The sequence below is a fragment of the Pseudomonas vancouverensis genome, from assembly GCF_004348895.1.
GTDB lineage: Bacteria > Pseudomonadota > Gammaproteobacteria > Pseudomonadales > Pseudomonadaceae > Aquipseudomonas > Aquipseudomonas vancouverensis.
Genome location: NZ_RRZK01000018.1, coordinates 57,893 through 82,603 on the forward strand (window position 1 = coordinate 57,893; position 24,711 = coordinate 82,603).

The window sequence follows — 24,711 nt, forward strand, 5'->3', positions numbered from 1 at the left end:
CCGGCCAGTGCACAAGGCGTTGCCAGCCATGGATGAACCACAGCCGCCCAGACCTGCGGCCATCAGCTTTCGTGAAGCATTACTGTTCTGGTTGAAGCTCGGCCTGATCAGCTTCGGTGGGCCTGCGGGGCAGATTTCGATCATGCATCAAGAACTGGTCGAGCGACGACGCTGGATCTCCGAGCGCAGGTTCCTGCATGCCCTCAACTACTGCATGTTGCTCCCCGGGCCGGAAGCTCAGCAGTTGGCCACCTACATCGGCTGGCTGATGCACCGAACCTGGGGCGGCGTGATTGCCGGTGGGCTGTTTGTGCTGCCGTCGCTGTTCATCCTGATCGTCTTGTCGTGGTTGTACATCGCCTTCGGCGAAATGCCTGTGGTGGCGGGGATTTTCTACGGGATCAAGCCTGCGGTAACGGCCATCGTCATCCAGGCGGCCCATCGAATCGGTTCGCGGGCCTTGAAGAACCAATGGTTATGGGCGATTGCGGCGGCTTCATTCACGGCCATCTTCGCCTTCAACCTGCCCTTCCCGCTGATCGTCCTCGGCGCGGCCTTGATCGGTTATGTCGGCGGACGCCTGGCGCCGGAAAAATTCAAAGTCGGCGGCCATGGCGCCGGGCAAAAAACCTTCGGCCAGGCCTTGATCGATGACGATACGCCGCCACCTGCGCATGCCCGCTTCAGCTGGCGGCGATTGGTAAAGCTCGCCCTGATCGGCGCTGCACTCTGGGCGCTGCCAATGGGTCTCTTGACCGCCGTGTCCGGCTGGGAAGGCACCTTGACCCAGATGGCCTGGTTCTTCACCAAGGCGGCCTTGCTGACGTTTGGCGGTGCTTACGCGGTGTTGCCGTACGTGTACCAAGGCGCCGTCAGCCATTATGGCTGGCTGACCCCGACACAGATGATCGATGGCCTGGCGCTGGGGGAAACCACACCTGGGCCCTTGATCATGATCGTGGCCTTTATCGGTTTTGTCGGGGCCTATGTCGCGCAGGTGTTCGGCCCTGACCAGCAGTTCCTGGCCGGCGCGGTGGCGGCGTGCCTGGTGACCTGGTTCACCTTCCTGCCCTCGTTCCTGTTCATCCTCGCCGGCGGCCCCTGGGTGGAGTCGACCCACGGCGAACTCAGGTTCACCGCGCCACTCACCGCGATAACCGCCGCGGTTGTCGGGGTGATTCTCAATCTGGCGTGCTTCTTTGCCTACCACGTGTTGTGGCCGAAGGGTTTCAATGGCGCCCTCGATTGGCCTTCCATGCTGATCGCAATCCTCGCAGCGGTTGCCTTGCTGCGCTTTAAACGGGGTGTCATTGAGGTGTTGATGGTGTGTGCGGCGCTGGGTCTGGTGGTGCATCTGCTGCGTTGATTCCCCGGACAGAACCGCGACACCTTGGAATCCCCCGACACGCCCTCATATCAACGACTAAACCCAACGCCCCCAAGGGGAAGGACAGACCATGACCCACCCAACCGAAACCGCCATTCTCGCCGGCGGCTGCTTCTGGGGCATGCAGGATCTGCTGCGACGCTATCCCGGTGTACTGCACACGCGGGTCGGCTACAGCGGCGGCGATGTGCCCAATGCCACCTATCGCAACCATGGCAATCACGCCGAAGCCATCGAGATCGTTTTCGAACCTGCCGTGATCAGCTACCGGCAGATCCTCGAGTTCTTCTTCCAGATCCACGACCCGAGCACGCCCAATCGTCAGGGCAATGATCGTGGCCCCAGCTATCGTTCGGCGATCTACTACCTCAGCGAAGAGCAACGCGACATTGCCGAAGATACCGCTGCCGATGTCGATGCTTCCGGCCTGTGGCCTGGCCGGGTAGTCACCGAAATCGAACCGGCAGGACCGTTCTGGGAAGCGGAACCGGAGCACCAGGATTACCTGGAACGCATTCCGAATGGCTACACCTGCCACTTCATCCGCCCGAACTGGAAGCTGCCCAAGCGCGGTTGAACATGCGGCGATGCCCCTCTTCGGGGTATCGCCGACTGCCTGGCATCAATTCAGCGGAGCACCGACCATCAACGTCTTCGGCTCCAGATAGGCGCTCATCCCCCACTTGCCCATTTCCCGCCCAAGGCCTGAATGCTTGAACCCGCCGAAAGGGGCTCGTGGTTCGTGGGCCAGGGTGTTGATCAGCACGCGTCCGGCGTCGATCTGACGGGCGACAGTCTCGCAGCGTTCGGTGTTTTTCCCGAGCACCAGGGCGCTCAAGCCATAGTCGGTATCGTTGGCAATGCGGATCGCCTCGGCGTCATCCTCGTAGGGAATGATGGTCAGCACCGGACCGAAGATTTCCTCACGGGCGATTCGCATTCGATTGTTGGCATCGGTGAAGACCGTCGGTTTCACAAACCACCCGGCCTGCAGACCTTCCGGGCGCCCTTCGCCACCGGCCAGCAGCCTCGCGCCTTCTTCCTGACCGATACGGATATAGCCCTGCACCCGCTCCCACTGCTTGCGGCTCACCATTGGTCCGATGTCGGTGTCGGCATTGCGCGGATCGCCCGACTGGATCTGTGCGACGCCCGCCTTCGCCACCTGCTCAAACTCCGCCAGACGACTGCGGGGCACCAGAATGCGCGTGCCGGCGATGCACGCCTGACCGCTGTTGAGAAACCCGGCCTGCAACACCAGCGGCATGACTGCCTGGAAATCCGAATCGTCCAGCACCACGGTCGGCGACTTGCCACCCAGTTCCAGCGTTACGCGCTTCATGGTGTCGGCGCTGGTCCTGACCAGATGCTGCCCGACGGCGGACGAGCCGGTGAAGGAGATCTTGGCGACATCGGGATGACGGGCAATTTCCTCGCCCACCACATCGCCCCGTCCATTGACGATGTTGAACACACCCGGTGGCAGCCCGGCTTCGTGCAACGCACTGAGCACCACCTGGGTCTGCAAGGCGCTCATCTCGCTGGGCTTGATGACGGCGGTACAGCCTGCCGCCAACGCGGTCGCCAGTTTGTTGCAGATAAAGCCCGCATTGCTGTTCCAGGGCGTGATCAGACCGGTCACGCCCACCGGCGTCAGAACGACCCGGGCCGTGCCGGCCTGCTCCTCGAACACGAACGCCTGCAGTGCATCAATGGCCTGCGCAATTACATCCGCCGGATAGGTCGCCATCCAGCGCCCGCGAACCGCCGGTGCGCCGTATTCCACAAGTATGGCTTGCAGCAGTTCTTCTTCCCTTGCCGCCACGGCCCGGTGCATGCGTTGCAATGCTGCGATGCGTTCCTCCCGACTGGTACGAGACCAACTCGGGAACGCCGCCTTGGCGGCGGCGATGGCACGCTGTGCATCGACGGCATCGCCCAGCCGAACCTGACCGATGACTTGCTCGGTGCCGGGGTTGTGCAGGTCGAACCATTCCTGGCCGTGTGGAATGACGAACTCGCCGTTGATGTAGATGTGTTCAATGCGTTGCATGTCGACTCCTTGCTTGAAAAGACTGCTTGAAATGACTCATCGAGCCTCTTGCAGCGAAGTCTAAGAAGGATAAATTATTCCGATAAGCTACCCTTTGACGGATGAAGTATCCGCATTTTCAGGACAATCCATGCACAGAACAGGAATGACCGAACTGGAAGTGGTGCTGGCCGTTGCCCGCCGCAACAGTTTCCGTGGCGCGGCCCGGGAACTGGGCATGTCCACCACCGCCGTGAGCAGCGCGGTGGCCGGCCTGGAAGCACGACTGAAAGTGCGCCTGTTCAATCGCTCCACACGCAGCGTGGCCCTGACCGATGTCGGGCAACGCTATGTGGAGCGCATCGCCCCGGCATTGGCGCAGATCAAGAGCGCCGACGAAGAAGCCGGCGTCGAACCCGATGCGCCGAGCGGCAGACTGCGCATCAATGCACCCCATGGCGCCGCTTACCTGCTGCTGGAGCCGCTGTTCAAACAGTACACCCAGCGCTATCCCGAGGTGCGCATCGATATCGTCAGCGAATCCGGCATGATCGACATCGTCGCCGGGGGCTTTGACGCTGGCATCCGTCTGGCAGAGTCCGTACCGCAGGACATGATTGCCGTGGCCCTGTCGGAAGACATCCGCATGCTCGTGGTCGCAACCCCCCAATACCTCGAAAGCCACGGCGTGCCCGGGCACCCGCGCGACCTGCTCGACCACCAGAGCATCGGCATGCGTATGGCCCACGGCGGTCTATATCACTGGGAACTGGAACGCGACGGCGAGAAATTGCAGATGGAGTTGCCAGTGCGCTTGGCGTTCAACGAGCTACTGGCAATTAAACAGGCCGTGGTATTGGGCCTAGGCATCGGCTTCATTTCCGAGTGGTTCATCCAGGAAGAACTGGCCAGCGGCACCCTGGTGCCGGTGCTGATGCCCTGGTGCCCTGGTGCCCGTCGTTTGACGGGTTGCGGCTGTATTACTCCGGTCATCGCTTCGTCCCGGCGCGATTGCGCGCATTGATCGATCTGGTGCATGAGCTACGATCCCCTGTGGCTTGATCTTGGTTCGATGCCGACGGGAACAGTCAGGGCAAACCCGGCAATGTTCAGGTGATCAACCAAAGGGCGAAGAGCATGCAATGCTTGAGAAAAACCTCCCAAACCACCGTCCACAGGCTCAGTACAGGTCACCGACAACGTCTGTTAGTTCCACCTGATAACTACTTGAAACGCCCCGCTGCCCCCAGCCAGCCGGGCGCGTCTTTCTGCAGCCATTGAGTGGCTGCGGAGTCATGTTTGATGCGGCTATCCAGAAACGCCACAGCGATGGCCTGAATCGCGGCAACCTGTTTGGGGTCCGGAGCAGGTTCGCCCGTCGGGCCATGGAAACCGCCGGCGGATTTTGCGCCGTGCTTGTGTCCTTTACCTTTGGAGGCACTGCCCGATGCATCGTCGCCCTTGTCTGCCTTTTTCATCGGCCGGTGGAGCAAATCGGTACCGGACAAGGTCTTGTGCGTCGCGTTGTCCAACTCCAGCTGAATGCTGCCAGCCTCCTTCACCGACTCGCCCAGCATTTGTCGCTGACGGTAGGAACTGACCCAGTTGAACGGATCTTCATCAGCCTCACCGGTCACTGACAACACCGGCACCGAGATCCGGGCGAAGGTTTCTCTCCGGGCGCCGGCCTCCACATAAGGACTGAGCAGCAACAGGGCTTCAGGCTCAATCACGACGCCCGACACAACGTCAGGCTCCAGTGCCCCGGCCAGTGCCTCAGCGGTCTGCGCCCCGACATCAAAGCCGGCCACCACGACCTGGTTCCAGTCGATGGCCGCCAGTTGCGCGTCTCCTTTGGCGGCCCGTGTCCGAACTTCGGTCAGGACTGCCTGCAATGTCGACAGCCTGTCGCGCAAGGCAGCGGCGCTGTAGTCACTACTGGCCAAGCCACGGAAGTCGCCATCCAGTGCCTGCCTCGATGAGAAGATCGACTGATCGTAGGCGTGCCCTTGAACTGACAGCACCGCATAACCCGCTTGTGCCCAGGCCTTGCGCCACACCATTCCTCCCGAGGAAGACTCCCCAAGGCCCGGCAAGTAAATAATCAGCGGCAAGCGCGCATGAGTTGCGGGCGCCAGCCACGTCACACCCACCGCTTGCTGATCGAGTTGCCATGTGGCGTCCCAGCCGGCGGTTTCGTTGTGAGTCGGTTGATAGGCGGTGGCCAGACGTTCATTGACCCGCTCGGTAAACTTGATCCGCGGGTCTGGCGGATCGCCTGCACAACCCGAGATCAATCCCAGACTGCCCACCATGGCAGCCACCGCCAGCCAGTAGCGAAGTTGATGACGCATTAGGTTCGCCCGCTCGTTCAGATCAAGATGGCAGGCAGCGTAACCGTCCCGCTGGGAAAATGCGGCATGAGGACAGGTAAATAATGGGTAAAGGGTGCGTGCATCAAAACCCCGCGACAGCGGGACTGTTGTGAATGCCCCGGGCACTGATCGAGCTGCGACTTCTACACATTGCGCTCGCTGAAATCCCAGGCTATCCGTCAGTTAAATGTTCGAAGCACTTCGCGGTGACCAAGCATCATTGCAGCCCTTCGACCTTGAGTGCGTTTTGAACGGCTGGCCGTTGACGCACCCGAGCGTACCAGGCCTGGAGATTTTCAAGGCCGTCGAAATGAATCCCGGCCTTGTAGTAAGACTTCAACCAATCCGCCTGCCCCCAGCCGGTCAGCGCAAACAGGTAGGCATCAGCGACAGTGAACGTATCACCGAGCACAAACTGCCGGCCGGCCAACTGTTTATCGATCCACTCATAACGGGCCTCCAGCTTGGGCTTGGCGGTGTCCACATACCTGCCGGCCAATCCGGCGTACAGCAACGGGATGAAGCCCTTGTGGATTTCCGACGTCAAAAAGCCCAGCCATTCTTGCAGGCGATATCGCTCCAAACTCCCATTGGGTGGTGCCAATTTCATTTCGGGTTTCAGGTCAGCGAGAAACTGCACGATCGCCGAGCCCTCTCGAAGCCTGGTTCCGTCAGCCAATTCGAGAACCGGTACATAACCGAGAGGATTGATACCGTAGTAGTCCTCACCACCCTCCAGGGTGTGCGAACGGTGATCGACTTTAAGCAGCGTTACATCAAGACCCAGTTCATTTATCACAATATGCGGTGAAAGCGAGCAGCTGCCGGGGATGTAGTAGAGCTTCACAAGCGGTCTCCTGTTTGGTCTGGTCATCACCTTCATCCAGAAAGTGATGAATGACCATCTTAGGGACATGGTATATAAATGGAAGAAGGCACTTTTTTATCATCTAGGTACATAAAATATACCTATGTAGGCCTACGGAGACTCCATGAAAAAGAACGTGACAGGATGCTCGGTGGAGGAAGCCATGCGCCTGCTGGGTGGCCGCTGGCGCCTCCTGCTGGTGTCCTATCTGCTCGATGGGCCCAAACGCTTTAATGAGTTGCGACGCGATATCCCGGGTATCTCGCAGCGTATGCTTACACTTGATCTGCGGGCGCTTGAGGAAGTCGGCCTGGTGAAGCGCACCGTATACCCGACAGTTCCCGTCAAAGTGGAGTACGAGCTGACCGAAGACGGTAACAGGCTGAGACCCGTTGTCAGCGTCATGAAGGACTTTGGTTTGTGGCTCAAGCAGAGCGGGAAAACGCCCATGCCTGCGGATTCGCATGCTTCTGCCAGTCAGAAAACGCTCCATCCTGCGGGTTGATATCGGTGTTGATAGAACCGGCCTGAATGACATTGACCGTAATGCACCGGGGGCTCAACTCCCGCGCTACAACGTCCAGTCGCCGCCGCATGTGGATGACTTGGCTCAAGTTCGTCATTACAGGTCATGCCGCCATTCACCGGGAGACGGCAGGCTGCATGCTGACAATGGGTCAGTCAGCCAAACCATTTATGCCGCATCCCTGGACACCATCCCCTCCCACGCCTCCACTACATCAGCCGGCGAAAAGTCCACCACCGGCCGCTGACGAACCACGGCCACGACCACGGGCTTGAGATAAAAATTGGCCATCGCGCGGCGTTGGTCTTTCGCAGCAAATATCACTTCGAGGCTTTTTTGCGTCAGCGCCTTGTCCAGGTTGGCGTTGACGCTGTCGATCTCTTCCTTGGCAAGCATGAACGCAATGGCCAGATACTCCAGCTGAGCCTGGATGATGCCAATGATCAGCACTCGGTCTTCCTGGACCAGTTTACCCATCAACCTGGTGGAGACCGCGGTGGCAACGATACCACCAATAATGCCGCCTGCTGTACGACCCACCATGGCGCCGATTGGCCCTAGCGGCGCAGCGAGAATCCCGCCAGCGATAGAACCCACGGCACCACCGGCTACACCTGATGACGCAACAGCAAGGTTCTTTGCAAATTGCGCTTTGGAGATGCGCCCGCGGGCCAGCTTGACGAGGTCTGGTCCGGTCGTGACGGCAATCACCGCGATGGAGCTGATCAGCGTGCCCCGCAGGGCTTTATTCAAGCCACTCTTGCTCACACCCATACCTTGAGCCAACAACCCACGCGTGCTCGGCGCCAGACTCGTCACATCAATCAGGGTCAACGAGCGCTGGATAAACTGAACGCGGTGCAGTTGCTGCGCCGCAACATACACCGTCAGGCTGCGGCCAAAACTCTTTCCTGCCTGGATAGACGCCACCTGCAGCGCCTGACGGCGGTCCTGGGTCTTCAAATAGAACAACGTGGCGCTGACCCCGAAGCTGATACCACCCGCCACTGCCCCGACCACAACACCCTCGGTGATGTCATAGGCAATGGACTCGAAAGTACCGAACTTGGTGATACTGCGCGCCTGGCTATACGTCAGGTGACCTTTGCGGATCAACTTGACCGCGTCTTGGGGATCAGTGACGCCGCGGACTTTGCCCTCGCTGATCTTTCGCTGGAGCGTGCGTACGGCATCGACGTACTGATCTTTAGGCACCTCGATCTGCATGGGACGCCCCTGCGGGTCGAAATACTTATAATCGCCCTGCTGTCCGTTGAACGCAGCTCCGACACTCCGGGCGCCAGTCGCGCAATATTTCGTCTGGATCATTTGCCCTTGAACCAGCCGGTCAGCGCCATTTTTGGCGTTGTTGTCGCCAAGAATCTCTGCGTTACGTCCCATCACGCGGTCAACCCGATGGTTGGCCTTCTCGGCGGCAAATCCATGACCTTGCCCGCCGGCGGCGAACAGCTTGTGATTCGTGTCCCAGGCACTTCCAGCGGCCATTAGGACAAAGCCATTGGCGGCTGCGTCGGACAAGAACTCCTCTTGCGGCTTGTCACGTACGGTCAGGCAAACCTGTTCGGTTTCAGCACAGATGGTGGAGCAGAACCACTCTGCATCATTCGCACTGCTGCGAACTTCAGCAAGCCCACACGCGGTGCAACAGCTGATACGTCGCGATAAGGCAAAGGCACACCAAAAGCGCCCGTCACGAAAATCCTGAAACTGACCGAAGCTCATTTGCCGCTCTATGAAGTCTTGGGCGGCGGCACCTTCAAACCCGAACGCGCTGCGCACGATCGCACCGAGTGTCTCGGAGCGATGACGAACTTGCTTGAGCAGCACGCCATGCAGAGCTTTATAGCGATTGCGGTACCAGTTTTCGGCAAATACCCAGCGCTGCCCCGCCACTTCCAGTTCACGCAAGGTTCCCCCGGCGATCAAATGAGAAAGGTGCCCGTTGAAAAGGGTCTCGACCTCCTCGCCATCAAGCAGGCTGTCAGCATCCAGGTCTTTGAGTGTCTGGCTGATATTGAGTGAGGCCCGCACATTCAGTGCTTCAGCAATGCGCGATTCCAGCTCGGTGCGCGCATAGTCCTGGCTAATGGAATAGAGCTGCACGAGTAACGCAACGCCCCAGTAGGCGTAGGCTGCCACTGCGGCGGCAGGCCAGCGCAGCATCTCAAAAAATCCCGGCACCGCTGCGCTGACCAGTAACAGCGCGAAAGCCCCGTGTACACATCGATGGAACTCCTGGTCCTTCTTCAGCAACCACTCCTGCGCCAGGTTGTTCACAAGACTGTGTTTGCTCCTGCCATGGACGACCAGCATGACTGCGAACAGCACGGCAGGCAGTGCAAACTTCAGGCTCGCAAAAGTCCCGGGATAATAATCAGGGTGCCATCCCAGGACCGCCCAACAGAACGTTAGCGCGAACATTGCGGCCGTGGTCAGCCACGCTGCAAAGGAACGAAGCTTGAGCCGTTTACCAACGGCTTCCATGGCCATGCCATAGCCGGCAGGCAGACCCAGCGCCACCAACCCGGCCAAACCAAGGGTGAACTGGAGGGCTACGCCAATGAAACGAAGCAGCTTGGCCAATAATGCCAGTGCGATGAGGACAACGATGATACCGACAATAACCCCCATCAGCGTTCATCCTGCAGCACGAGAAAAACGATAGGGAGCCGCGATCTTCCTGGTAATGGCATAACGCCCTCGATCAACATCCATGAGGGCGCGATTGATATCATATGGACATCATTTCGACCAGTACCCAATCAGTTCAAAAAAGGTCCCGAGCGCTACGCTCGAAGCCGCGCCTTTCATGGCGCGGCCTCCCCACACCGAGTGATCCGCTTTACTCTGCCGCCAATGCCATTTGCTCAGGGTAGAAACGACGGGCTTGCTCAAGGCTGATGTACTGGTTCCGGATGTCCTGTTTGATCGCCTCAAGACAGCGGGATTTGGCCGCCCCCCATCCACCGCCGTGGGCAGTGACCAGACGCAGCAAGTCACCTCTTTCAAGGACAACGCGATTGGCCCGACTGAAGCGTTCGGTGCGCCCGTCGCCGCGCGTCACCTCGGCAAAATTGCACGAGCCCTCATGGCCTTGATCAACCCCCCATGGCGCGGTGATCCCGCGGCCGAAGAAGGTCGATACCCAGGCCCTGGGCGACAGGATCCGGTAATCGAGCACCACGCCCCGGCCGCCCTGGTGACGCCCGGCACCGCCATCCTGCTGGTGAAAACCGTAGCGCTCCACCAGCACCTCGTAGCAGCGCTCGGTCAGTTCGACCGGGATGTTGCTGGTTTCACCGTTGCCGACACAAAACTGGCCGCTCTCGCCGTCCTTGTCGTGGCCGGCGCCCCAGCCGCCCACCAATGGCTGGACGAGCAGGTATTCATCGTTGGTTTCCGAATGACGGCCGTTCAATACCATGGAGCAGACGGAGCCCAGTTGCCCGGCAATCAGGCGATCCGGAAGCGCCTGGGCCAGCGCCCGCCGCACCACATCCGCCGCCGTGACCATGGATTCAAAATAAGCAGACACCGGGGCCGGACGTTGGGCCGTGCAGATGGTGCCGGGCGGGCAAATCACTTCAATGGGGCGAAAGCACCCGGCGTTCGCGGCAATGCCTGGACGAACGACGCCCATGAACACTTCACGAACGGCCGACTGCAAACCGCACAAGGTGTTGTTGATCGGCCCCGGGGCTTGCAGGCTGGAGCCGGTGAAGTCGGCGACGAAGCGGCCTTCAGCGATCTCGACTTTGACTTTCACCGTGAACGGTCCGTTGCCCAGGCCGTCTTCGTCGATGACGTCCTCGGCGTAGAAAGTGCCTTTGGGCAAGTGCTCAAAGGCTGCACGGGTCATGGCTTCACCGTGCTCGAGCAGGCGCTCGATGGCATCGAGGGTGGTGGCTTCACCGTACTTGGCCACGATCGACAGCAGGCGACGCTCGCCTACCCGCAGCGCTGCAGCACAGGCATGCAGATCACCCAGGGTCATGTCCGGCAAACGCACGTTGGCGGCAATCATGTCCACCACGGCTTGATTGATCCGCCCGCGGTCATAAATGCGCACGGTCGGGAACTGCAAACCTTCCTGGTAGATTTCCTGGGCATCGGAACTGAAACTGCCGGGATCCTTGCCCCCCACTTCGGTCCAGTGCGCCTTGTTGGCGGTCCAGCCGATCAACCGGCCCTCGTGGAATACCGGCATGATCATCGATACATCCGACAGGTGCGTGCCGCCACCGCCGTAGGGGTCGTTGGTGATGAACATGTCGCCCGGCAGGATGTCGTCCAGCGGGAATTTATCCATCACGCTGCGCACCGCGCCATCGAGGGTGCCGATAAAACCGGGAATGCCGTTGCCCTGGGAAATCAGCTGCCCGTCGGCATCCGTCAGACCGATCCCGTAGTCCAGCGCCTCATAGATGATCGGGCTCATGCTCGTGCGTTTCAGCGCAATGAACATCTCCTCGCCAATCGCCACCAAAGCGCTCTTGATGATTTCGTAAGTAAACGGATTGGCCTTGTTCATGCCCGAACCTCCTGGACGTTGATGTGAATGTGAAGACCGCCATAGGCATCGACTTCCAGCCGATCGCCAGGCTGAACCACCGTGGTGGTGGTCGCTTCTTCAATGATGGCCGGGCCGTCGATCCGCATCCCGGTGAGCAATGCCGAACGTTGATAGAGCGCGGTTTCGATCGGCTGCCCGGGCTCGAACTCCACCCAACGCTGTCCCTTTCGCGCAGCGTCGGCGCAGGCCTGGTCACTGACGCCAATCGGTGCCATGGGCGACTTGGGCACCACACCAAAGGCCACCAGATGAAGATTGACGACCTCCATCGGCAGATCGAGGCGGAAGGTATAGGCCTGCTCATGACGGGCATGAAAGCGTTCCTGGATCGACGCCAGTTGCAGCGCGTCCAGGGTCACTTTGACGGTGTGCTCCTGGCCCGTGTAGCGCGCGTCGATGTGCCACTCGAAACGCAACGTTTCGCGTGCCATGCCATCGCTGGCGAATTCCGCGACAGCACGGGCTTCAAGCTGACGAAAGACCTCGATCAGCCGAGGCAGTCCTGCTTCGTCAAGCGCTTGCAGGTGTGTCTGGATATAGTCGCGTCGCGCATCGAGCATGAGCATGCCCCAGGCGGAAAAGACCCCGGCAAAGGGTGGAATGATAACCTTGGGAATGCCCAGCTCTGCCGCCAGCGCGCAAGCGTGCAGCGCGCCTCCGCCACCAAAGGCCATCAGCGCGAAGTCGCGAGGATCATGGCCACGGTTGACCGAGATCAGCTTGAGCGCATTGACCATGTTGGCATTGGCGATCTGCAATACGCCGTGGGCCAACAGTTTCGACGACACACCGAGCTGCTCGCCCAGGCGGGCGAATGCATGGGCTACACCCTCGACATCCGGAATGATCTCGCCACCGGCGAAGTCGTCCGGGTTGATTCGCCCGGTGTAGAGATTGGCATCGGTGGTGGTCGGCGCCTGCCCTCCTCGTCCATAGGCTACCGGCCCCGGTGTCGACCCGGCGCTTTGCGGCCCCACGCGCAGGCTTCCGGCGGCATCGATCCACGCCAGGCTGCCGCCGCCATTGCCGATTTCAACGATGTCCACCACCGGCGTCATTATCGGATAACCGGCACTGACCGCGGTTTTCTCGATCACGTAGTCGTTGCTGATGTCCACCTGACCGTGGTGGATCAGCGTGCACTTGGCCGTTGTTCCGCCAATGTCCAGCGCCAGCAGATTGTGTTCGCCGATCAACTGACCGTAGGCCTGCGCACCCAGCATGCCGCCCACCGGCCCGGATTCCACCAGGCTGATGGGATCCTGCTTGGCGGCATTGACCGGCAGGATTCCGCCGTTGGATTTCATGATGAACGGAAAGGGTCGCAGGCCTTTTTCCGTGAGGTGGGCCGACAGGTTGTCGAGATAGTCCCGCGTCGGCGGCATCACATACGCCGAGAGCACCGTGGTGTTGCTGCGCTCGTATTCGCGCAAGGCCCGGCTGACCTGGTGCGATGCAATCACCGCCACCTGTGGCCAGAGTTCATGGATGGCGGCCATCAGTCGCTGCTCGTGCACGGGGTTGCAGTAGGCATGCAACAGGCAGATCGCGATGGCTTCCACGCCCTCCCTACGCAGCGTATCGAGGATGCCCGGCAGATCATCGAGGTTCAGCGGCGTGATCACCTCCCCGCGGAAATTCAGGCGCTCGTCCACCTCCAGGCGAAGATGACGCGGCACAAAAGGCGGTGGCTTGCGGTAGTAGGTGTTGAAGATATCGGGGGTGTTGCCCCGGGCAATCTCCAGCACATCGCGAAACCCACGAGTGGTAAGCAACGCGGTTTTTACCCCTTTGCGTTCAGTCAGCGTGTTGATCACCACGGTCGAGCCATGGGCGAAAAACTCGATGTCGGCGTAATCCACACCACTCTTGGCCACGGCATTGAGCAACCCCTGCTCGAAGTGCGGCGGCGTGGTGTCGACCTTCACCGCGCTGATCACGCCGTTTTGCAAATACACCAGGTCGGTAAAGGTGCCACCAATATCGGTAGCCACTCGAATCGTCATAAGTCTCTCCGGCAAACAGGCAAGTGCCGGCCGGCCGCTGGGCCGCCGGCTGTTGATTCAGAAGGTGTGGGAAACGGCAAAGATCAGGCGACCGTCGTTACGCAGGTACTCGCCATCGTTGTAGAAACGCCCGGACAGGTCGGTGTCGACCCAGCTCAACTTGGTATTGATCGGGCCGAAGCTGCGCTTGAGGGCGATTTCCCAGTTGGTGTACTCGTGCCCGCCGGTCACATCGCGGTCACGGAAGTATTCACCCCATGAGTGCCCCGCCATCAGGGTCAGGTCAATCGCCAGTGGCAGGTTGAAGGTGTAGTCGGCCGCCGCATAACGTGAAGCTTCGGACGAGCTGATCATGTCGTTGGAGTAGTAGTAATAAGTATTGAAGTTGCCGTAGCCGAGACTGACACCGACCTCCGGGTAATTGATGTTGTAGTTGGTCGACGGGAACGTGTAGTAGTAGCCGATCACGCCATAGCGCAGGCCGTTGTCCAGCGCGCCGTTGTAGCCCGCGTAAAAGTCCCATTCGATGTGGGCGCCATCGTCATAGGGGTCGCCGTCCTTGAAACTGTCGGTGGTGGAAACCCAGGTGCCGACAAATGCGCCACTGTCCCCCGCCCAGTCCAGGCTCGCACTCACGGCCGGCTTGTTGCCGGAGTAACCGATACCGCGAGTCTGGTACTCGGAGGTCAAGGCCACCGTGCTGGATATCTGCGCCTGGGCTGCGAAACTGAATCCGAGCGCGCTCAGCAGTAGTAGTCGGATGATATTCAACTCAATGTGCTCCAGAACTTGATGAAAATCGGGCATGGCTTCGCCATTCGGGAGGGTTTTCCCGGTTCAGCGAGCGGTCGTGGAATTAGCGGTTATGCGGACGGGATGGCGCAGTCGCCGGAACACGCATCAGGCGGTTGAGCGCCAGATAGGCGACCAGAGCAACCAGCAAGGAATCCAGCGTAGGTTGCGAAGTCAGCGTCCAGCCTTCGAAGGACGTCAGCCATGCCACGCCACTGGCCAGCGCCCAGCTCACCAGCGCGGGCCAGCCGAACGCGGGGGAATGGGCCAATGCGGCAACCTCATAGCGCTGGCGACGGACGACAAAGAAATCCACCACATAGATGCTCGCAAATGGCGGGATGACAATGCTCAGCGTCATGATGAAGTCGAGGAAATGCGCCATGAAGCCACCCACTGCGAGCAGTGTTGCCAGCAGACTGCCACCCAGCGTCAGCTTCCAGCTCGGGGTGCGACTGACAGTCGCCAGGGTGAGCGTCGCCGAATACAGGTTCGCCGTGTTGGTGATCCAGGTGGAAAACACCAGGACGATCAGCGCCGGCAACAGCAAACCCAGGCTCGCCATGATCAGCATGATTTCGCTCTGGCCCGTGGCAATCGACAACACGCCGCCGACAATCAACACGAACGGAAAGCCCAGGACCATGCCCAGGATCGCGATCAGGGCGTCCTTCTCCGTGCGGGCGTAGCGGGTGAAATCGGGCATCAGCACCGGCGTCAGAATCACCATGCCGATGGTACTGGCGATGGCCAGCGCGACACTGTCACCGCTGCCCGCAAAACCTGCAAACTGCCCCGATGTTGCCTGATGCACACCCATGTACAGCGCGAAAGCCATGAACAGCGCCATCAGCGGCACCGAATACAGCGACAACCGATCAAGGCCGTGCAAGCCATAAATGGCCATCAGGGTCATCAGTACGCTGCCCCACACGCAATGCAACCATGCCGGTGTGACGATGCCCCAGGCGCTCTGCAAGGCGCTGGACACCGTGCTGCCGAAGATATCGACCGTGGCGGCATAGAACCCCAGCAGCGTGACCGCCATGATCAGGTTGATCAGCCTCGCGCCATGACGACCGAAGGAAAATTGCAGCACCATGTAGGTGCTCAGCCGCGTCCGCACACCGACCATGGCCGTCAGTGCACAGAGCAAACCGAGTACGGCGCAGACGCCGATGAAGATCAGCGACGCCGAGGTAAACCCGACTTTGCCGGTCACGTCCGCACCCAGCCAGAACACTGGCAGGGTCATGCCTATACCGAAGGTGATAAGCGCCAACCCGGTTCCGGCCACCGTTTCCGATTGCGGTACGGGGCTGCGATCGTAACTGTCGGGGATCACATTTTCTGTGCTGTTCATGCCTGCCTCTGTTGGCAAGGGCTGCCCTCGCGCTTCGAACGGGAGACCAGCCGATTATTAGAATTGTTGTGAGGCGCTCGCGAACGCTGGTGACATAGTGTCAGCCCCAGGAAAATCTCACTGCGGTTTTGCAAGGTCCGGGAAAAACAATCAACGGTTATCGTCAGAAAAACTGCAGATTGTTTGGAGCGGTTTGCTGCAGCAGCCAGGTGGCCACCTCCGTCTCCAGCAGCGGCACCAAAGCCGTGCGGACCATCGAGTGATAATGGTCCACCCACAAGGCCTCCGTCTCACTCAACAAACTGTGCTCGATCAGCTCGTTGGACAGCGGCGCCAGTGTCAGCGAACGAAACCCGAAAAACCCCGGGTGCTGGTGGTCCTCAATCACTTCATAAAGGTTTTCGATGCGGATACCGAGATCGCCAGGCAGGTAAACGCCGGGCTCGATCGAAGTCACCATGCCCACCTGCAATGCCACCGGGCTGGCATGCGGGGCAATCCTGTGGGGGCCCTCATGGACATTCAGATAGCTGCCGACGCCATGGCCGGTGCCCGTCGCGTAATCCAACCCTTCGCGCCACATCACCTGGCGCGCAATGCTATCGAGTTGCTGGCCGCTGGTGCCCTTGGGAAAAATGCAGCCGGCCAGGGCGATGTGCGCGCGCAGGACGGTCGTGTACAGAAACCGTTGGCGCGCATTGGCAGTACCGCACGGCAGTACGCGGGTGACATCGGTCGTGCCTTGCGGGTATTGGCCACCGGAATCGATGAGCAGGAGCTGCCCGGTTTTGATCCGCGCGGCGTGCCCGGGCTTGGGTAAATAGTGGGGTTGCGCAGCATTGGCGCCGGTGGCCGCAATCGTATCGAAGCTGATACCGCGATAGTCCGGGTGCTGGCGGCGCCATCGTTCCAGAGACTCGGACACGGCCAACTCGCTCTGCCCCTTGAATCGGTCGCAGCGGTTGTAAAACTCGTACAGAAAGCGGCACAAGGCCAACCCGTCGATCACGTGCGCTTGGCGATTGCCCCGCAGCTCTCCTGGTTGCTTGCAGGCCCGGTGCAACAGCAACGGGTTGTGCGCGTCGTGAATCCGGCAACCGGCCTGCTCGAACTGACGGTACACCGCCGCGGTGCCTGTCCGACGATCGAACCAGATCTGCTGTCCTTCCAGCTTGCGGATGCGCGAGGAGATGTCTTGCGGTGAGCGGACGGTGACTGTCGCCGGTAACCATTCACTGGACAGTTGCAACCGGTCCGCATCGACGAACCAATCGACAGCACCCTCCCCATGCAACAGGCCACAGCTGAAAGGCAACGGCGAAATAGCGATGTCTTGCCCTCGGACATTGAGCAGCCAGGCCAGCATGTCAGGCGCGGGTAACCACATGGCAGTGCAGTGGACCTCCTGCAAGGTTGCGGTGAGCCGCTCGATTTTATCTTCAGCACAGGCACCGGCATATTCCACGCCCCACTCGACGATGGGACTGGCCACCGAGGCAGGACGATCATGCCAGCACTCATCCACCGGATTGCCCGCGCTGTCGCACCAGTCGAAGCCCGATTGCATCGCCCAATCCTGCCAGCGGGCATACTCATCCGCGTTGTGCAGCCTTGCATCGCAGGCGATACGGGCTCCGGGAGGCAGTTGCCCACGCAACCATTCGTACAGACTGGCGTCATTCAACGGCAACCGATCCACGTCCTTGCCGCACTCCAGTCGGGCCTGTTCGGTGTAGCGACCATCGACCAACAGTGCCGCGCGCTTTTGCGTCAGCACCGCCAAACCGACACTGCCGGTAAACCCTGTCAGCCAAAGCAGGCGCTCGTCAGCGGGGGCGAGATCCTCATTCAGCCAGGCATCGCTTCGCGGCAGAACAAACGCGTCGAAACCCTGGGCTGCCATCACCGTGCGAACAAGGGCGTAACGCTCCATCACACACCTCCAGCGACGCGGTAGGCGCGAAGGATTCTGACTTCGGATTCGGCTGACAAATACTCTTGCAAGCCGGCACTGCCCCATATCGCCTCGACCACCTCCATGCCCGCACACACCTGCCCAAAGGCTGCGAAACCCAGGCCATCCTCATGGCGAGAGCCGCCATGATCCAGCTGCGGGTGGTCTCCGATGCACACGAAGAATTCACCCTCGCCGCTGTCGGCCTCATCCTCACGGCCCAGCGACAAGGTGCCATGCCGATGTTGCAGACCGGTGTGCAAAGTGCTTTCCAGGGCGATCTTCGGCAAGTTGCTCGCGGCCAGCGGTCGGGTTCCACCAACGATCACGCTGATGCCGTCCGCCCCGTTTGACCCTTGAATGGATGGATTGACGATGCGAAAGAAACTGCTGTTGTCGTAGCGACCGCTATCGACATAGGCGAGAAAATTAGCGCTGGTCAGGGGCGCCCTGTCCCCTTGCAACTGAACCGTAAAGCAACCCAGCGCCGTTTCCAGCGTGACGTATGCGACCGCAGACATAGAGTTTCTCCCTCGGGACAAAACCCTCATTGTCCGCAAAGAAGACGGCGCTTAAGATCGAGATACCGACCCGGTCGCGCACTTGCTGCGGGATCTGAGCAGCATTACCGCAGATTATGCGGCGCATGCTGTTTCAGTCCCGCCACATCAGATTTTCAAGGGGATAGCCGGCAAACCATTTGGTCTTGTCGAGGATGATGCTGCTGTTGATTTTCAGGATGTTGGGGTTCTCATCCAGCAACTGCTCGCACAGCGTATTGAAGTCCGTCACCGTCGAGCAGGTGGCCAGGGCAATGTAGTCGTACTCACCGTCGACTTTCAGACAGTCAACCAGTTCACGACGCTTGGCGATGAAACGCTCGAACTGAACACGCAAATGCCCGGCGTGATCACGCAGGCTGAACATGACATACGCCATGACGTTGATGCAGATAGCATCCAGATCAATCGATGCCATGTAAGCCCGAATATAACCCGCATCTTCCAGTGCCTTGGTCCGTTGCAGACAGGCACTGGGAGAAAGATTGATCTTCTCGGCCAGCTCCAGGTTGCTGATGCGCGCATTGAGCTGCAGGTTTTCGAGAATCGCCCGGTTGATGCGATCCAGTTTCACTTTTTTCATTCTCTGTTCTCTCATTTTCCATCGCTCGACACGCAGGCTGCTTTTGGTCCTTGCCCCTCGGCCCCGGTGATAGAATCTGGTTTTTGAAAAAGGAGTTTCATCTGTGGAGGCTGGAAAAATCACTTGCCCCTATTGCGCGGAAGTCATCATGGCTGAAGCCATCTTATGCAAACACTGCCAATCTGATCTCAGGCAAAAAACATCCATCTGGCCATGGCTGTCAGAAAAGCGATGGGGTCTGGACAGCAAGATCTTTGCAGGCGTCCTGATAGCCGTGGCCCTGTACACGGGGTTCAGCTTTTATGCCAGCAACACACAGCAAGGCAAGGAAATAATACAGGCCCGAGAAGCTACCGAACGCTGCCGAGAAGCAGTCGACGGGTACTCCGGCCCGGCAGCCGGGAAGAGCATAATCGCGGACGCATGTCGAAAGCTGGAGGAGGAATTGCACACGAGGTTTGGCAACGCGCCCCAGGAAAGCCGATGAGAAGACCCGCCATTGAGCGGGCCTCATCCCAAGACTGTTTTGACAAGGCGGGAGTGAACACCCCCAACACCTTCAGCTGGTGTCGGGGACGCAATACTGCGGATTGACTACTTGATTTTATTCAGCGGATTTCCAAACCGCTTTATATACATCTCACCAAATTTATAAGAGGCATAGTCGGTGATATGCCCGATATCTCGATATACCGGGACGCCATCAATGGCGGTCATGCATGAACTATCCGTGCACTGCACATCTTTGGGATCGATGATAATCAAATTCGAGTATTCGGATTTGAGATCAGTGAATACTTTACTCAACCACTGATCTTCATAAGGCACCCAAGAGGTAGTAGAACAGGTCCTGATTTCTTCTGCACTTCCAATCAAGCCGCGAGACTTGACAGCACGAAACAGGCACTCATTAACACCCGCCGGCATTGTAAGCGGCGCCTTCAGGAATACGGGCGTGGCTCCTGACTGCTTGATCAGGTCAAGTGCGTGCCTGATAGCCTTTTCAAACCGCTGACGTGAAAGCTCAACCGTGCGCTGATCATCAAGCCCTGTCACTACTGCATCCCCTGCATAACTCTCCCAAATAAGCCCGAGCATTACGTACTTGTAATGATTTTTGCTGATCAGGTCGTAGTACTGCATGCTGGCATCATGGCACTCGGTATAAAGTCTGTCTTTGTACTTCCACCAGTTGTACAAGTAGATATCTGGAAGCGTCAAGCACGCAGGAAAGGCCTGTGCAAGGACTGAAAAATTGGCGTCCTTGGCCAGCGTATCAATAAAACCCCACTGCTGATTTGAGAACGAATCACCGATCAGAAGTGCCTGAGCTTCAGCGTGGGGCGCGCCAATCACACAACGAGGATCTGAACCATCACTGACGCCATCCAGGCAGTTCTCTCTGTTTGGCGCCTCGGCTGCCTTGAGTTTACCCAAGACGCTCGAAGAACCTGAGCCAAATCGCTCCGGCCAGCCATCATGCTTTTTACTTGCAGAATAGAGGATCGACATGCAAACCGCAGGAACAATCAAAAGAAGCACTAAAGTCTTTATCACGCCAGCTTTTGATCCGCGGAATTTTTTCTCAATTAAAAAGTAGGAAAGAATGGCGACTGCAAAGGTCGCTGCAAAATACACAAATATCCATTCTGTGGTGAGACTGATGCCCAGATAACTGAGTGTTGCCAGGATAGGCCAATGCCAAAGGTATAACGAATAGGAGATGGTCCCGATGAAAACCAGCAGCGGAAAGCTTAGCATTTTCGAGGCAATACTTTTCTCGCCAGCGCCTTGATAAAGCAAAGCAGCGGTTGCCAAACATACCAAAACTGCATGGTAATCAGGAAAACCAAGAACCATATTAGTTCGCGTGGCACAATAACCAATCATGGCAAGCGAGAAAAGACCAATTATATGTGAAGCCGCTCCATTCAATCTGTGCTTCGCCGAACTGAGCAGTACAACGCAGGAGCCAATTAACAGCTCAAAAATTCGTGCAGAAAAATAATAATAGCTCTTTTCAGGTTCTTTGCCGGAGAGATAAAGCGCGAATAACATTGAAGCCAGTGTCAGGCAAAACACGGTGAATTTGAACAAGGTCGGCGAGAGATACCGATAAAGTAGCCAGATGCCTAATGGCAGCACCAGATACCACTGCCACTCGATAGCCAGGGACCAGGTATGCAGGAGCAGAAAGTTCGCGGAATCCGGCGTGGCATAACCGGTCGTTTCTTTCGCGAAAAATTGGTTTGAGACGAATTGCGCTACGCTTCGCTCGCTCTTGATAAAGCTCACAAAATCTTCTGGCAAATAGAAGACCAGCGCTACGAACAACGTTACCACCATCAGTGCAATGACTGCCGGTTGCAGCCGCCAAATGCGTCGTATGTAAAACCCAAAAAATGAAAATGTATTGTTATTCAGTGATTTCAGTATTATTGAAGTTGTCAAAAATCCGGAAATCACAAAAAAAATGTCAACACCTATGAAACCTGAGGGTAAAAATGCAAAACCCGCGTGAAAAACCAACACCAGAATTACGGCAATTGCACGGAGACCGTCAATATCCGGACGGTAATCGATTGGCTTCTTGATTATTTCTGACAACTCTTCAGGCACTTGGGCGGAAGCTATTGAGCTCGCCCTTCCCTTTAAAAAAGTTCTATTAACGCTTACTGACACTTCCAAACAACCCTGGTGTTCTTGTGGCACAGAGAACAATCCTTATGAAACTCTATAATTAAATAACGGTTGAGTTCGGCCTGCTTCTTACAGGCTTATCGCCTTGCAAAAATGGCGGCATTCTACATGACTGGAACCACCCTTGGTAAGTTACCACCAATGACTTTCGCGACTTGCTACTTGAAAACTTTGAAGAATCCACAGCCCACTCGAAAAAACGGGCCCCGTTCCAATGTCGCTTCGACTTCAATTGGAATTGAAGCGGCAATCTGAATCCCTGTCCCTCGCGTGAGGGGTCAGATATCAGATGCCCGTTTTGAACTCAGTTGCTCAGATGCGCCTCAGAAATGACTGTATAAACCGCAGCGATCGCTGATATGTTTCACGCGCACCCGATCACGTCCAATTGACGTTGATCCCATCAAGGAAGATGAAAACAATGAAAACAGTGCTGGGCGCCCTGCTCCTTTTCTGCCTGAACAATCCTGCATTCGCGAGCGATACCCCTATCGGTTTCCGAACCTCGACGTTGACAGACACACAAAACGAACGGCCACTGGAGTTGGTCGTCTGGTACCCGAGTGTTTCCACGGCTGCACCGCAGTTGATCGCAGATACGCCGGTGTTCGTCGGTGCTCTTGCTATACCCGATGCGCCCCCTGCCGCAGGCGCGCATCCATTGGTGGTGCTTTCCCACGGCTTTCGCGGCAATTGGGGCAATCAGTCGTGGCTGGCCACTGCCCTGGTTCGGCAGGGCTACATTGTGGCGGCGGTCAATCACCCCGGCACCACCACCCGTGATCGCAACCCTGCAGCGGCGGCCCGGTTGTGGCAGCGGCCCGTCGATCTACAGCGGGCCATCGATGCGGTCATGGCTCAGCCAGAACACTTCGGGTCAGTGGCCAAACGGCAAATTGCAGTGATTGGTCATTCACTGGGTGGCTGGACTGCCCTGGAGATCGCCGGCGCCCGATTCGCTCCCGAGCGCTTTGCGCAGGACTGCAGCTCCCACCCCCAACTGTCCAGTTGCAGCACTTACGCGCAGCTCAACCCCGACAGCGATCCAGCATCGAAAGCCCGGCTGCTCGGCGATCTCAGCGACAGTCGTGTCACCGCCATTGTTTCCCTGGACCTGGGCCTCTCACGCGGCCTGACCGATAAAAGTCTGGCGACTTTGCCGGTACCGACACTGGTGATCGCCGCGGGCGCGCCGTCCGAAGACCTTCCAGCGCAATTGGAGTCCGCTGATCTGGCCAGGCGCTTGCCGCCGTCGACGAGCCGTTATGTCGAGATCAAGGACGCCAGCCACTTCAGCTTCTTGTCGATGTGCAAACCTGGCGCGATCGCGTTGCTCGAAGAAGACGCACCGGGCGATGGTGTGATTTGCCGGGATGGCGACAACGCTAGACCACGGGCGACGATCCAGCTGCAGATTGCATCACTGATCAACGCATTTCTGACGCAGTCATTCGCAACTGAAAAGGGCTGAACCCATTGGACGCCTTTCACCCTGCCCCGCAAGCGAATCCACGGCGGAGTGACAGGCATGCGCTCGAACATGAGGACATACGGACATGAATACGCGAAAAATTCTGCTCACAGGGGCTGCAGGCCTGATCGGCACTGCTTTCTGGAAAGCACAAGCCAACAATATGGATCTACGTCTGGCTGACATAGACCAATCAAGACTTCCAGGCGCCGCACATCGTTTCGCGCTCGACATCCGGGATCAAGCCAGTTGCCTTGAAGCCTGCGCCGGCATTCACACCGTGATTCACCTGGCGGGTGATCCGAACCCGGATGCAGACTTCATGAGCTCGCTGCTACCGGTGAACATCGTCGGCACCTACAACATGTTGTTCGCCGCCAAAGCCCAGGGCTGCAAACGCTTCATATTGGCGAGCAGCGCCCAGGCCATTGAAGGTTATCCCAAAGATGTTCAGGTCCATGAAAACATGGCGCCCAGACCCGGCAACCACTACGGCGTCAGCAAGGCGTTTGGTGAAGCGCTCGCTTCGTTGTACGCAAACGACGGCGACATGACGACCATTGCCGTGCGTATTGCCAACGTCGCCGAATTTCACCCGGGGCAAACCCATAGCCACCGCGATGTCGCTGCGTTTATCAGTGTGAGGGATGTGGTCGCGTTACTGGCTAATTGTGTCGAGGCCGAATTGAGCGGATTCCACGTTGTCCATGGTGTTTCGGATAACCGGTACAAGCGCCTCTCCATTGATACAACCAGAAAGGTCGTTGGCTACGCGCCCCTTGATAATGCATTCGAGATTCTGGAAGGACAGGCTCAACCTGATTGAGTGCGAGCGTCTTACCGTTCAACCTCACACTTGTCATGTCGACCTAATCCCACATTGCTCAGGGAGAGCACCATGTCTTTGCAAATCCAGCTGTCGGAACATCCATCCGAAGAAGAGCGATCAGCCATTCTGACCCCGTTACTGGCCCACAATCTGGCCAAGGGTGGCGACGACGGCCATGAGACCTTTGCCCTGTTGCTGCGAGATCCTGCCAGCAACGAAGTCATCGGCGGACTGTACGGCAAGGTTTCCTATCGATGGCTGCTCATCGATCTTGTCAGTGTTCCCGAGTCGATGCGCGGCCAGGGTATCGGACAACGGCTGATGCACATGGCCGAAGACATCGCCCGGAAAAAACACTGCATCGGGATCTGGCTGGAGACCTTCAGTTTTCAGGCACCGGGGTTTTATCAAAAACTGGGTTATAGCGAATTTGCACGCCTGGCAGATTATCCGCCGGGGCATGCGCGGATGTTTTATCAGAAGGTGTTGGGGTGACCCCAGATTGAACCTGCGTCGGCTTCGGCGCTTCACGACAGGCAACTACCGGCCAGAAGCGGACGTTCGCCAGTGGCTGGTTACGACACGAAGCTATAGTTGAGGTGATACGACTCGGAGCTCTAGGTATGGATGTAGTTTCTGCACACCAATTTAGTAAAAATCATCGCGCGCAA

At 58.2% G+C, this 24,711-nt stretch carries 20 protein-coding genes; 8 read left to right on the plus strand and 12 right to left on the minus strand.

What is annotated here, in order from left to right:
- The first annotated feature begins 7 nt into the window (after positions 1–7).
- Complete coding sequence (gene chrA, locus EIY72_RS14140) at positions 8–1,366, plus strand: chromate efflux transporter (RefSeq protein ID WP_371315397.1); 1,359 nt, start codon at positions 8–10, stop codon at positions 1,364–1,366.
- A gap of 91 nt (positions 1,367–1,457) precedes the next feature.
- Positions 1,458–1,964 (plus strand): peptide-methionine (S)-S-oxide reductase MsrA, encoded by a 507-nt coding sequence (gene msrA / locus EIY72_RS14145; protein ID WP_093222795.1) that lies wholly within the window; start codon positions 1,458–1,460, stop codon positions 1,962–1,964.
- A gap of 45 nt (positions 1,965–2,009) precedes the next feature.
- Here msrA and EIY72_RS14150 read toward each other — a convergent pair whose 3' ends face one another.
- Positions 2,010–3,440 carry an aldehyde dehydrogenase family protein gene (locus EIY72_RS14150; protein ID WP_093222798.1) on the minus strand — a complete coding sequence of 477 codons (1,431 nt, stop codon included), beginning with the start codon at positions 3,438–3,440 and terminating at the stop codon, positions 2,010–2,012.
- A gap of 130 nt (positions 3,441–3,570) precedes the next feature.
- Between EIY72_RS14150 and EIY72_RS14155 the strand changes: the two genes are divergently transcribed.
- The gene (locus tag EIY72_RS14155) at positions 3,571–4,443 is read left to right on the plus strand and encodes a LysR family transcriptional regulator (protein WP_231985569.1); all 873 of its coding nucleotides are present in this window, start codon (positions 3,571–3,573) and stop codon (positions 4,441–4,443) included.
- 199 nt (positions 4,444–4,642) lie between these two features.
- On the opposite strand, the gene EIY72_RS14160 is transcribed toward EIY72_RS14155, so the two are convergent.
- A complete protein-coding gene (locus EIY72_RS14160; RefSeq protein ID WP_093222801.1) occupies positions 4,643–5,773 on the minus strand; it encodes an alpha/beta hydrolase in 1,131 nt (376 codons plus the stop codon).
- A gap of 238 nt (positions 5,774–6,011) precedes the next feature.
- On the minus strand, positions 6,012–6,641 hold the full coding sequence (gstA, locus tag EIY72_RS14165; protein WP_093222804.1) for a glutathione transferase GstA: 630 nt from the start codon (positions 6,639–6,641) through the stop codon (positions 6,012–6,014).
- A gap of 145 nt (positions 6,642–6,786) precedes the next feature.
- Here gstA and EIY72_RS14170 point away from each other — a divergent pair, with 145 nt between their 5' ends.
- Entirely contained in the window at positions 6,787–7,167 is a 381-nt protein-coding gene (locus EIY72_RS14170; RefSeq protein WP_093222807.1) for a winged helix-turn-helix transcriptional regulator, read from the plus strand.
- Positions 7,168–7,356: 189 nt separating this feature from the next.
- Here EIY72_RS14170 and EIY72_RS29930 read toward each other — a convergent pair whose 3' ends face one another.
- From EIY72_RS29930 to EIY72_RS14210, 8 genes are all read right to left on the minus strand, one after another.
- The gene (locus EIY72_RS29930; RefSeq protein WP_157720939.1) at positions 7,357–9,840 is read right to left on the minus strand and encodes a hypothetical protein; all 2,484 of its coding nucleotides are present in this window, start codon (positions 9,838–9,840) and stop codon (positions 7,357–7,359) included.
- A 211-nt stretch (positions 9,841–10,051) separates the two neighbouring features.
- Positions 10,052–11,740 carry a hydantoinase B/oxoprolinase family protein gene (locus EIY72_RS14180; protein WP_093222816.1) on the minus strand — a complete coding sequence of 563 codons (1,689 nt, stop codon included), beginning with the start codon at positions 11,738–11,740 and terminating at the stop codon, positions 10,052–10,054.
- Positions 11,737–13,788 (minus strand): hydantoinase/oxoprolinase family protein, encoded by a 2,052-nt coding sequence (locus EIY72_RS14185; RefSeq protein WP_197678838.1) that lies wholly within the window; start codon positions 13,786–13,788, stop codon positions 11,737–11,739. Before EIY72_RS14185 ends, EIY72_RS14180 begins: the two co-directional genes overlap by 4 nt.
- A 57-nt stretch (positions 13,789–13,845) precedes the next feature.
- Positions 13,846–14,595 (minus strand): TorF family putative porin, encoded by a 750-nt coding sequence (locus tag EIY72_RS14190; protein WP_093222818.1) that lies wholly within the window; start codon positions 14,593–14,595, stop codon positions 13,846–13,848.
- A 49-nt stretch (positions 14,596–14,644) separates the two neighbouring features.
- On the minus strand, positions 14,645–15,943 hold the full coding sequence (locus tag EIY72_RS14195; RefSeq protein ID WP_093222821.1) for a purine-cytosine permease family protein: 1,299 nt from the start codon (positions 15,941–15,943) through the stop codon (positions 14,645–14,647).
- Positions 15,944–16,106: 163 nt separating this feature from the next.
- Complete coding sequence (locus EIY72_RS14200) at positions 16,107–17,876, minus strand: aminopeptidase P family protein (RefSeq protein WP_162276444.1); 1,770 nt, start codon at positions 17,874–17,876, stop codon at positions 16,107–16,109.
- Positions 17,876–18,418: a peptidylprolyl isomerase gene (locus EIY72_RS14205; protein ID WP_157720940.1), complete on the minus strand. Its 543-nt coding sequence runs from the start codon at positions 18,416–18,418 to the stop codon at positions 17,876–17,878. Before EIY72_RS14205 ends, EIY72_RS14200 begins: the two co-directional genes overlap by 1 nt.
- Before the next feature lie 133 nt (positions 18,419–18,551).
- Positions 18,552–19,040: an Lrp/AsnC family transcriptional regulator gene (locus EIY72_RS14210; protein WP_093222830.1), complete on the minus strand. Its 489-nt coding sequence runs from the start codon at positions 19,038–19,040 to the stop codon at positions 18,552–18,554.
- 148 nt (positions 19,041–19,188) lie between these two features.
- On the opposite strand from EIY72_RS14210, the gene EIY72_RS14215 reads away from it, so the two are divergent.
- Positions 19,189–19,527, plus strand: a complete 339-nt coding sequence (locus EIY72_RS14215) for a hypothetical protein (protein ID WP_231985570.1) — start codon at positions 19,189–19,191, stop codon at positions 19,525–19,527.
- Between the two features lie 107 nt (positions 19,528–19,634).
- Here EIY72_RS14215 and EIY72_RS14220 read toward each other — a convergent pair whose 3' ends face one another.
- Complete coding sequence (locus tag EIY72_RS14220) at positions 19,635–21,752, minus strand: acyltransferase family protein (protein ID WP_231985571.1); 2,118 nt, start codon at positions 21,750–21,752, stop codon at positions 19,635–19,637.
- 409 nt (positions 21,753–22,161) lie between these two features.
- Here EIY72_RS14220 and EIY72_RS14225 point away from each other — a divergent pair, with 409 nt between their 5' ends.
- From EIY72_RS14225 to EIY72_RS14235, 3 genes are all read left to right on the plus strand, one after another.
- Positions 22,162–23,211, plus strand: coding sequence for an alpha/beta hydrolase family protein (locus EIY72_RS14225; protein ID WP_093222836.1), 1,050 nt, complete (start codon positions 22,162–22,164; stop codon positions 23,209–23,211).
- 85 nt (positions 23,212–23,296) lie between these two features.
- Entirely contained in the window at positions 23,297–24,037 is a 741-nt protein-coding gene (locus EIY72_RS14230) for an NAD-dependent epimerase/dehydratase family protein (RefSeq protein ID WP_093222839.1), read from the plus strand.
- A 72-nt stretch (positions 24,038–24,109) separates the two neighbouring features.
- Entirely contained in the window at positions 24,110–24,535 is a 426-nt protein-coding gene (locus EIY72_RS14235; RefSeq protein WP_093222842.1) for a GNAT family N-acetyltransferase, read from the plus strand.
- The last annotated feature ends 176 nt before the right edge of the window (positions 24,536–24,711 follow it).

Excerpts from the sequence above, each read along its gene's own strand:
- msrA (WP_093222795.1), top strand. The coding sequence starts at position 1,458 with ATGACCCACCCAACCGAAACCGCCATTCTCGCCGGCGGCTGCTTCTGG.
- EIY72_RS14150 (WP_093222798.1), bottom strand. The coding sequence starts at position 3,440 with ATGCAACGCATTGAACACATCTACATCAACGGCGAGTTCGTCATTCCA.
- EIY72_RS14155 (WP_231985569.1), top strand. The coding sequence starts at position 3,571 with ATGCACAGAACAGGAATGACCGAACTGGAAGTGGTGCTGGCCGTTGCC.
- EIY72_RS14160 (WP_093222801.1), bottom strand. The coding sequence starts at position 5,773 with ATGCGTCATCAACTTCGCTACTGGCTGGCGGTGGCTGCCATGGTGGGC.
- EIY72_RS14170 (WP_093222807.1), top strand. The coding sequence starts at position 6,787 with ATGAAAAAGAACGTGACAGGATGCTCGGTGGAGGAAGCCATGCGCCTG.
- EIY72_RS29930 (WP_157720939.1), bottom strand. The coding sequence starts at position 9,840 with ATGGGGGTTATTGTCGGTATCATCGTTGTCCTCATCGCACTGGCATTA.
- EIY72_RS14180 (WP_093222816.1), bottom strand. The coding sequence starts at position 11,740 with ATGAACAAGGCCAATCCGTTTACTTACGAAATCATCAAGAGCGCTTTG.
- EIY72_RS14185 (WP_197678838.1), bottom strand. The coding sequence starts at position 13,788 with ATGACGATTCGAGTGGCTACCGATATTGGTGGCACCTTTACCGACCTG.
- EIY72_RS14190 (WP_093222818.1), bottom strand. The coding sequence starts at position 14,595 with ATGCCCGATTTTCATCAAGTTCTGGAGCACATTGAGTTGAATATCATC.
- EIY72_RS14195 (WP_093222821.1), bottom strand. The coding sequence starts at position 15,943 with ATGAACAGCACAGAAAATGTGATCCCCGACAGTTACGATCGCAGCCCC.
- EIY72_RS14200 (WP_162276444.1), bottom strand. The coding sequence starts at position 17,876 with ATGGAGCGTTACGCCCTTGTTCGCACGGTGATGGCAGCCCAGGGTTTC.
- EIY72_RS14205 (WP_157720940.1), bottom strand. The coding sequence starts at position 18,418 with ATGTCTGCGGTCGCATACGTCACGCTGGAAACGGCGCTGGGTTGCTTT.
- EIY72_RS14210 (WP_093222830.1), bottom strand. The coding sequence starts at position 19,040 with ATGAAAAAAGTGAAACTGGATCGCATCAACCGGGCGATTCTCGAAAAC.
- EIY72_RS14215 (WP_231985570.1), top strand. The coding sequence starts at position 19,189 with ATGGCTGAAGCCATCTTATGCAAACACTGCCAATCTGATCTCAGGCAA.
- EIY72_RS14225 (WP_093222836.1), top strand. The coding sequence starts at position 22,162 with ATGAAAACAGTGCTGGGCGCCCTGCTCCTTTTCTGCCTGAACAATCCT.
- EIY72_RS14230 (WP_093222839.1), top strand. The coding sequence starts at position 23,297 with ATGAATACGCGAAAAATTCTGCTCACAGGGGCTGCAGGCCTGATCGGC.
- EIY72_RS14235 (WP_093222842.1), top strand. The coding sequence starts at position 24,110 with ATGTCTTTGCAAATCCAGCTGTCGGAACATCCATCCGAAGAAGAGCGA.